Genomic DNA, 535 nt, shown 5'->3' with positions numbered 1-535 from the left:
ATAAAATAGACCTGAACAGAAAACTGTTCAGGTCTATTTTTATAAATCAAAATCTTCATCTTCAATTTGAATGTCGCTATCTTCTGGATGGTATTTGAAATAACTAGAAGATAATTTGTCTAAATGTAAAATAGTCGCTTTATAATCTAACATAGCTGAAATAACTTGCATGACGTTCTCAATATAGTAATCTTCTTGATCAGGATTCTCCATAATATCTTTAATGAATATTTCCATTAAATCTTCTTTATAAGGTTCTACTAAATAATCAGGAACTTGATCAATTTCGTGTTTAGCTTTTTGTGATATTCTTACTAATATTTGTTCATGCTGCGCCATCAGTTCATCCAGTTCAAACTTCATTTGTACTTTGAGATCATCATTTAAGTTATGAATATCGTTTTCGTAACGATTCATTTTTCTTAAAACTTCGTATGCTCTACGTGTTGATGCAATAATCTCTTTGAAAAGAATCTTCTTACGCATTTGACTAAAAGCTTGTTTCTTTGTGTAGGCTCTTTCTTCTTTATAATAT

The 535-nt window shown here is 29.2% G+C and carries 1 pseudogene; it reads right to left on the bottom strand.

The window, feature by feature from the left end:
- Positions 1 to 39: 39 nt before the first annotated feature.
- A pseudogene (locus IDG65_RS14145) lies at positions 40 to 535 on the bottom strand (aromatic acid exporter family protein); the annotation flags it as partial.

Origin of the sequence: Staphylococcus sp. EG-SA-17 (assembly GCF_017151845.1) — a bacterium.
Lineage (GTDB): Bacteria > Bacillota > Bacilli > Staphylococcales > Staphylococcaceae > Staphylococcus > Staphylococcus aureus.
The sequence above is the reverse complement of the archived record's forward strand: the minus strand, read 5'-3'. Positions and strand labels throughout refer to the sequence as shown.